Source organism: Streptomyces tricolor (assembly GCF_002155905.1).
Classification (GTDB): Bacteria; Actinomycetota; Actinomycetes; order Streptomycetales; family Streptomycetaceae; genus Streptomyces; species Streptomyces tricolor.
Genome location: NZ_MUMF01000643.1, coordinates 1 through 7,925, shown reverse-complemented (window position 1 = coordinate 7,925; position 7,925 = coordinate 1). Strand labels below are relative to the sequence as shown.

At 71.6% G+C, this 7,925-nt stretch carries 7 protein-coding genes; 3 read left to right on the top strand and 4 right to left on the bottom strand.

The features are described 5' to 3' along the window. Window positions 1-150: 150 nt before the first annotated feature. Window positions 151-357, top strand: a complete 207-nt coding sequence (locus CCN44_RS36230) for a hypothetical protein (RefSeq protein WP_059248560.1) — start codon at window positions 151-153, stop codon at window positions 355-357. Between the two features lie 78 nt (window positions 358-435). Next, window positions 436-954, top strand: a complete 519-nt coding sequence (locus CCN44_RS36225) for a SixA phosphatase family protein (RefSeq protein ID WP_086702875.1) — start codon at window positions 436-438, stop codon at window positions 952-954. A gap of 119 nt (window positions 955-1,073) precedes the next feature. Here CCN44_RS36225 and serB read toward each other — a convergent pair whose 3' ends face one another. Both serB and CCN44_RS47955 read right to left on the bottom strand, forming a co-directional pair. Continuing rightward, the gene (serB, locus tag CCN44_RS36220; protein ID WP_059248558.1) at window positions 1,074-2,297 is read right to left on the bottom strand and encodes a phosphoserine phosphatase SerB; all 1,224 of its coding nucleotides are present in this window, start codon (window positions 2,295-2,297) and stop codon (window positions 1,074-1,076) included. A gap of 704 nt (window positions 2,298-3,001) precedes the next feature. Beyond that, window positions 3,002-3,586: a streptophobe family protein gene (locus tag CCN44_RS47955; protein ID WP_414820544.1), complete on the bottom strand. Its 585-nt coding sequence runs from the start codon at window positions 3,584-3,586 to the stop codon at window positions 3,002-3,004. A 412-nt stretch (window positions 3,587-3,998) separates the two neighbouring features. On the opposite strand from CCN44_RS47955, the gene CCN44_RS36210 reads away from it, so the two are divergent. After that, window positions 3,999-6,584, top strand: coding sequence for an ABC transporter ATP-binding protein/permease (locus CCN44_RS36210; protein ID WP_059248557.1), 2,586 nt, complete (start codon window positions 3,999-4,001; stop codon window positions 6,582-6,584). Between the two features lie 134 nt (window positions 6,585-6,718). Here CCN44_RS36210 and CCN44_RS36205 read toward each other — a convergent pair whose 3' ends face one another. Continuing rightward, window positions 6,719-7,465 (bottom strand): transglycosylase SLT domain-containing protein, encoded by a 747-nt coding sequence (locus CCN44_RS36205; protein ID WP_059248556.1) that lies wholly within the window; start codon window positions 7,463-7,465, stop codon window positions 6,719-6,721. A 301-nt stretch (window positions 7,466-7,766) separates the two neighbouring features. Beyond that, a partial coding sequence (locus tag CCN44_RS43680) for an S-adenosylmethionine:tRNA ribosyltransferase-isomerase (RefSeq protein WP_143650237.1) occupies window positions 7,767-7,925 on the bottom strand: 159 nt, incomplete at its 5' end.

Below are 7,925 nucleotides of genomic sequence, written 5' to 3'. Positions count from 1 at the left end.
GGTGGGGCTGGCCCCACCGTCCCCTAGGGGGCCAGGGTCAGGGTCGACTGGGTGGGATTCCGGATGGGCCGGCGGCCCCGGATTCCGTAGCTTCGAGAGGTGACCGCGGCAGGCGGTCACGGACCCGCTCGAAGACTCTCGGAGGCGACCATGCCGGCCCGCACCCCCACCCGGCCCCACCCGGCGCCCATGGGCGGCGTCGACATCCGGCTGCCCTGGTGGGCGCTCGCCCTGCCCGCTCTCGCGTTCCTCGTGCTGCTCGCCCTGATACTGAACCCGTCGGACGCCCACGCGGCCGGCGGCGACCCGGCGATCGCGCGCCTGCTGGAGCGCGCCCAGCAGCTCCTCGTGCGCTGACGGCAAGCCCCCTCGCGCGGTGGATCCGCACGTCAACTCCCTGCGCCGGGTGGCCTGTTTCATGCGAAGCTGGGTTTCATGAGCGTCGCAGAACCCCGCAGGATCGTCCTCTTCCGGCATGCGAAAGCCGACTGGCCCCAGGTTCCCGACCATGAGCGCCCGCTCGCCGAGCGGGGCCGCACGGACGCCGTAGTCGCCGGACGCAAGCTGGCCGACACCGGCATCACCTTCGACCTGGCCCTGTGCTCCACGGCGACCCGCACCCGCGAGACCTGGAAGCTCGCCGTCCACGAGCTGGAGCACCGGCCGAAAACCGTCTACGAGGAGCGGGTCTACGAGGCCTCGCCCGGCGAGCTGATCGCCGTGCTCAACGAGCTGCCGGACGAGGCGCGGAACGTGATCCTGATCGGCCACAACCCCGGCGTCCACGGCCTGGCCGAGATCCTGGCCGGCTCGGCCGAGGACGACGCCCGCGACCGGATGAACCGCCGCGGCTTCCCCGCCGCCGCCTTCGCCCTGCTGTCCTACGACGGCCCCTGGAAGGGCCTCGAACCCGCCGTGGCCACGCTCACGGACTACTGGGCACCCTCCGACTGACCCGGCACCCGAGGCGGCACACCGACGGCGAAGGGCCCGGCACCGCACAGGGTGCCGGGCCCTCCCGGCCGCCGGGCCCGGACCGCGCCCCTCCCGGCGGGAGACGCGCGGAGCCGCGCTCAGTCCTCGTCGTGCATGTCGGCGGCCTCGACCTCTTCCCGGGTGATCCCCAGCAGGTAGAGGACCGTGTCGAGGAAGGGGAAGTTCACCGCCGTGTGCGCCGCCTCCCGCACCACCGGCTTGGCGTTGAAGGCCACACCCAGGCCCGCCGCGTTCAGCATGTCCAGGTCGTTGGCTCCGTCACCGATCGCCACCGTCTGCGACAGCGGCACCCCGGCCTCCGCGGCGAACCGGCGCAGCAGCCGCGCCTTGCCCGCCCGGTCCACGATCTCCCCGGTGACCCGGCCGGTCAGCTTCCCGTCGACGATCTCCAGCGTGTTGGCCTGCGCGAAGTCCAGCCCCAGCCGCTCCTTCAGATCATCGGTGACCTGGGTGAACCCTCCGGAGACGACACCCACTTGGTAACCGAGCCGCTTCAGGGTGCGGATCAGGGTGCGCGCGCCCGGCGTCAGCCGGACCTCCTGGCGCACCTTGTCCACCACCGACGCGTCCAGCCCCTCCAGCAGGGCCACGCGCGCGTGCAGCGACTGCTCGAAGTCCAGCTCCCCGCGCATCGCCGCCGCCGTCACCTCGGCGACCCGGTCCTCGCAGCCGGCGTGCGCGGCGAACAGTTCGATGACCTCGTCCTGGATCAGGGTCGAGTCCACGTCCATGACCACCAGCCGCTGGGCACGCCGGTGCAGGCCCGCCGAGACCACCGCTATGTCGACACCCAGTGCCGCCGCATCGGAGACCAGGGCCGTGCGCAGCGGCTCGGTCTCCACGCCGGACACCGCGAATTCCACCGCGGTCACCGGGTACTTGGCGAGCCGGAAGATACGGTCGATGTTGCCGCCCGCCTTCGCGATCCGGGCGGCGATCGCGGCCGTCGACTCGGCGGTGAGCGGATGACCGAGGACGGTCACCAGGGAGCGCCCGAGGCCGCGCGGCCGGTTGTCGCCGTGCCCCGAGATGATCTCCGCCTGCATCTTCATCGACTCGGCCCAGCTGTGCACGGTGGACCGCAGGTCACCCTCCAGACCGGCCGGCGGCTGGGTCACCAGGACGCACAGCACCAGGCGGCCCCGGGTGACGACCTGCTCGATGTCGACCACGTCGACGAGGTAGGCGGCCAGGGTGTCGAAGAGGCCGGCCGTGATGCCCGGCCTGTCCTTGCCGAAGATCTTGACGAGGAGGGTGGGGACCTCGGAGGTCTCTGAGGCGGAGGTCTGCGAAGCGCTCATGGTGTCACCACCGTATCCGGCACCCAGTGCCTTCCGCCGCCGAGGTCCGCCTGACGGACACGGAACAATGGGTGTCGGGCCGGTGTCGGGGATCTTGCCACCGGGAAGCGGCTTCGCGCCGGGGCCCGCTACCGCTCCGGTTCCCTCATGAGGGTCCCATGGGCGAGGCCGGGCGGCATCCACGGGAGCGGACATCGCTGGGTGCGGCGCCACGGCGTACGGCACCACTGCGTACCGCGCCGTGCTCCCGATCAGGGCGCCCGCCTCCCCGCCGCGTGCCGCCCTGCCGGGCCCCGCCGCCGGCGGAACGATCACCTGGCGGTGCCTGGGCCTCGTACGCGTCCTGGCCCGCCCAGCTCCCGACATCGTGCGCCCGCCCGAGGCCCTCAGGTCACACGGGCTCCTTGCCGGCGGGGCATCCGCACCGACTCCGCTGTGCGGGCGACCGGCCTCGCGGGGAAGGGGGAGGCCGACCGTCGTCCGGCGTGCCCGGCGGGCGCTCGCCCGGCCGGGGCGTCGGGTGAGGAGTGCCCCGAGCGGTCCTGTGAGAGCGGGTACGCCGGACACGTCCTCCCCGGCAGTCGTCGGCACCCCGCCGTCCCGCACCTCGTCCGGCACGCGCGGATACGGGTACGTGTCGGGTTCGACGGCCGGTACGGCCTGCTCGGGGCACACGGCCCGACCGCGGGCTCGGCCCAGAAGCGTCACCCCGCACCGCCGGCCCCGCTCCCACGGCCAGCGCCCCGGCATCGTCCGCCACCGCTCAAGAAGGGCCGGCCCGCACCGCCGCAGCCCGCGCCCGCGCTCCGGTGCTTGTCGCCATGCCTCACGGCCCCATCTCCGTCCCCGGCGTCGTCCCCGAGTTGCTGTCCCCACCCTCGCCACCACACTCCCTCGGCGATCCGAGCAAGGCCCAGGGGGCCGGGAGCAGTTACTCGCGACCAGGGACGACGAGCAGGCGGTGTCCATGGATCCATGCCCCCGAGGCCGGGCATGCCCAGCCCTCCGGCTGCCGGGCGGCGCCGGGACAGACCGCCGAGCACGGCCCGGAAGAGCACGACCACCGCGCCCGCGCGCGCGAGGACTTCGGCCGGCACGGGCGCAACTCCGGCCGTGTGGACGGATCGTACGAAGACCCAGGACGGCAGTGGCCCACCCGCCAGGCCGACGCCGAGTGGCGTGAACTCGATGGCGGTACGGGCCTCGGCTGCTTTCCGGCCGAAGGCGGACACATCGCCCGACGGCGTGACCGAACCGCCCGCCCCGAGCGCCACGACGGCCGCCGTCATGGGGCGCGGCGGGCCCGCCGCGTCCGCCCGCAGCGGATGAAGTCCGAGCGGCGGCCGTGCCCGTCGGGCCGGGCAACGCCCAGCTCACGGCGACGATCACGGACAGCGGGACGGCCGCCCGGGGGCAGCCGCGCACGGTGCCGCGCGGTCTCGGAGCCCGGGACGGCACTCGTCGCAGGCGCCCCGATCCACGCCGCGGCACCGATCGCCGCTTGTCCCCCTCGCGGGGATTACCACTCTCCGACCCGGTTTCACCCGCGTCCGCGGGGCGAGTTGGAGCGCGTGGGGGAGCGCGTGGCAAGGCCCGGGTTTCGGTCAGGGGGCCGAGCCTGAAATAGTTCCCCACGATGTTCGACATCCCTAGACTCCCTGCGATGGGGGTAACTCGGGGGACAACTCAGTGGGGCATGGAGTGCCGGAACTCGTACTCGAAACAAACGGACGTACCTGGACGCTTGATCCATCCAGGGCATACACCCTCGGACGCGATCCGCAGGGGGACATCGTCTTCGACGACGCCAGGGTGTCCTGGCGGCACGCCACGGTCAGTTTCAACGGCCGCAGTTGGGTCATCGAAGACCACGGCAGCACCAACGGCACCTTCGTGCAGGGCCAGCGGATCCAGCACATGGAGATCGGCCCCGGCTCGTCGCTGCACCTCGGCAACGGGACCGACGGACCGCGGCTGAACCTGTCCGCGGCCGCGGCGCCGGTCGGCGGCCCGGCGCAGCAGGCGCAGACGGCGGCGCCGTACGCGGCGCAGGGCGCCGGCGCGCCCGGCTGGGCCCAGCAGGCACCCGCGCACCAGCAGGCCGCCCCGCAGCAGGCCGTGCCCCACCAGGCACCGGCCCCTCAGCAGGCGCAGCCAGGCTGGCAGCAGCCGTCCGCGTTCCCGCAGCAGCAGGGCGGCCCGGCGGAGAGCTACGCGCAGAAGACGCCCGGTGGTGGCGCGGGGGCGCCGCCGGTCCACGGCGACCGCAGCCCGACCACGTTCCACCAGTTCGCGCTCGGCCGCGTGATGCGCATCGGTCGTGCCCTGGAGAACGACCTGGTCGTCTCCGACCTCCAGGTCTCCCGGAACCACGCCGAGTTCCACGCCACGCCGGACGGCCGCTTCGAGATCCGCGACCTCGGCTCGCACAACGGCACCTACGTCAACGGCCAGCCGATCGCGAAGGGCGGCTCGGCGCTGCTCGGCCCGAGCGACATCGTCGGCGTCGGCCACTCCACGTTCCGGATCGTCGGCGACCGCCTCGAGGAGTTCGTCGACACCGGTGAGGTCTCCTTCTCGGCCCGCCATCTGACCGTCACGGTCGACGGCGGCAAGCAGATCCTCAAGGACGTCTCCTTCGGCGTTCCCGAGAAGTCGCTGATCGCGGTGATCGGTCCCTCCGGTTCCGGCAAGTCGACCCTGCTCAAGGCGCTCACCGGCTACCGGCCCGCCAACCAGGGCGAGGTGCTGTACGACAACCGGAACCTGTACAAGCAGTTCGCCGAGCTGCGCCAGCGCATCGGTCTGGTCCCGCAGGACGACATCCTGCACAAGGAGCTGAGCGTCAAGAAGGCCCTGAAGTACGCGGCCAAGCTGCGCTTCCCGGCCGACACCACGGCGCAGGAGCGCGACGCCCGCATCGACGAGGTGCTGCGCGAGCTGAAGCTCGACATCCACAAGGACAAGAAGGTCACCTCGCTCTCCGGCGGCCAGCGCAAGCGCGTGTCGGTGGCCCTGGAGCTGCTCACCAAGCCGTCGCTGATCTTCCTGGACGAGCCGACCTCCGGTCTCGACCCGGGCATGGACCGTGACGTCATGCAGCTGCTGCGCGGTCTCGCCGACGACGGCCGTACGGTCCTCGTCGTCACCCACTCGGTGGCCGAGCTGGCGCTGTGCGACAAGCTGCTGGTGATGGCGCCGGGCGGCGCGGTCGCCTACTTCGGCCCGCCGGAGGAGGCGCTGAACTTCTTCGGCTACGACAGCTGGGCCGATGTCTTCTCCGCGTTCGAGAACTACCGCGACTACGACTGGGCGGGCCGCTGGAAGGGCTCGCAGCACTACCAGATGTACGCCGCGGAGATCGACGCGATCGCCCCGCAGTCCGTCGCCATGCCGCCGCCGCAGGCGGTGCGGCCGCCCAAGCCGCAGAGCTGGGGCTCGCAGCTGATGACCCTGATCCGGCGCTATGTGTCGGTCATCGCCTCCGACAAGGGCTTCCTGGCGCTGACGGTGATCCTGCCCGCGGTCCTCGGCGCGGTCAGCCTGCTGATCGAGCACGACCGCGGCCTGCTGGTGAACCCGCCCAACCCGAAGACCGGCCTGCCCGTCCCGAACGGCACCGCCACCACGGTCCTGCTGATCCTCGCCGTCGGCGCGTGTTTCGCGGGTGCCGCGAACTCGGTCCGTGAGCTGATCAAGGAGCGGGTGATCTACGAGCGGGAGCGCGCGACCGGCCTGTCCCGCTCGGCGTACCTGATGTCGAAGGTCGTCGTGCTCGGCACCGTCACCGTGCTCCAGGGCCTGATGATCGGCCTGATCGGCTTCTCCAGCCGGGAGATCCCGAAGGAGGGGCTGGTCCTCGGCGGCTCGACGCTGTTCGAGCTGTGTCTGCCGATCATGGCGCTGGGCTTCACCTCGATGATGGTCGGCCTGGTGATCTCCTCGCTGGTGAAGACCGCCGAGAAGACCATGCCGCTGCTCGTGATGTTCGCGATCATCCAGGTCGTCTTCACCGGCTGCCTCTTCACCCTGCACGGCACGCTCGGCGTCAACGAGTTCTCGTACCTGATGCCCTCGCGCTGGGCGGTGGCCGCGGCCGGCACCACGCTGGACTTCAACAACATCGCACCCAACACCGACGACCCGGGCAGCACCGACCCGCTGTGGGACCACGCGGCCTCGGCCTGGGGCCTGGACATGGTCGCGCTGATCGCGCTCGGTGTGATCTGCGGCTTCTTCGTGTCCCGCTTCCTGCGCCGCCACGAGCCGGAGGTCATGCGCAAGTAGTCGGGCACGTGGTCACGCGCACGTGGCCGCGCCCCGCGCGCACCCTACGCGCGCGCGTACGACGCCGAAGGGCGGCACCCCGTGATCGGGGTGCCGCCCTTCGGCTTCACGTCGCAGAGGTCCCGCGCCAGGCCTCAGTACGCGCTGTTGACGTTGTCGATCGAGCCGTACCGGTCGGCCGCGTAGTTGGCGGCGGCGGTGATGTTGGCGACCGGGTCGTAGATGTTCCAGGACGTGCCGGGGACGTGGTACGCCTGGAAGGTCGGCGGGATGACCTGCAGCAGGCCCTTGGACGGGATGCCGTTGACGGCGTTGATGTCCCAGTTGTTGATGGCGTTCGGGTTGCCGGAGGACTCCCGCATGATGTTGCGGTGCAGACCGTTGTAGCTGCCCGGGATGCCCTTGGACTTCATGATGTCCAGGGCCTCGCGGATCCAGCCGTCGAGGTTGTCGGCGTACGTCTTCGCGGCGACCGGCTGCATCTCCAGGCGCTGCACGGAGCGGCCGGCGGCGGCCTTGGCGGCGCGCACCTGCGCGGCCTTCTTGGCGGCGGCCTCGGCGGCGGCCTTCTTCGCGGCGGCCTCCGCGGCCTTCTTGGCGGCGGCCGCGTCGGCGGCCTTCTTCTGCGCGGCGAGGGTGTCGAGCTTGATGCTCTCGGCGGCGAGCTGGTCCGTGACCGTGCCCTTGACGTGGTGCAGGACGGTGCCGGTGGCGACCTGGGCGGTCGGGGCCGGGGTGCCGGTCGTCACGGTGCCGGCGCTGCTGGGCGCGGCGGACAGGGCGAGGGCGGCGGTGCCGAGCGCGGCCACACCGGCGACGGCGACCTTGCGCTGCTTGGTCAGCAGACGACTATGAGCTCGGTTGAGGATGTTCTTGGGCATGGCTGATGGACCTCTTCGAATAGCGCGGAGGTCGCTCCTGCGTCCGCCGGGGGAATCGGCTCCTCCCGCACGAACGCCGCGGGGCCGAAACCCGCGGCGCTGAGCGACGGAAGCAATTCTTAGCGGGCGCAAAATGCCCAGGCAAAGGTGTGACGTACGATCCCGCATAGTGGATCAGGGAAGGGCAAAACGGGACAGACAGGGCCGTCTGTCCCGTTCATGTGGGGGCGGTTTATCTCCTATGCCCCTTCGTACGTGATGCAGGCCCTATGCGCGGGCTCACACCGAGCATCACCCCGGCTCACCGCGAGTTGCCGCCGCAACGCTCTGTGTGAGGGTTCTCCTCCGGGAGGATGAGATGGACGTCGCCGAACTCGTGCCAGAGGTAGAGCCGGCGCAGCGCCTCCTCGTAGGCACGGCCGACCGCCGCCCGGCCGGCGACCGCCTCCAGCATCAGCAG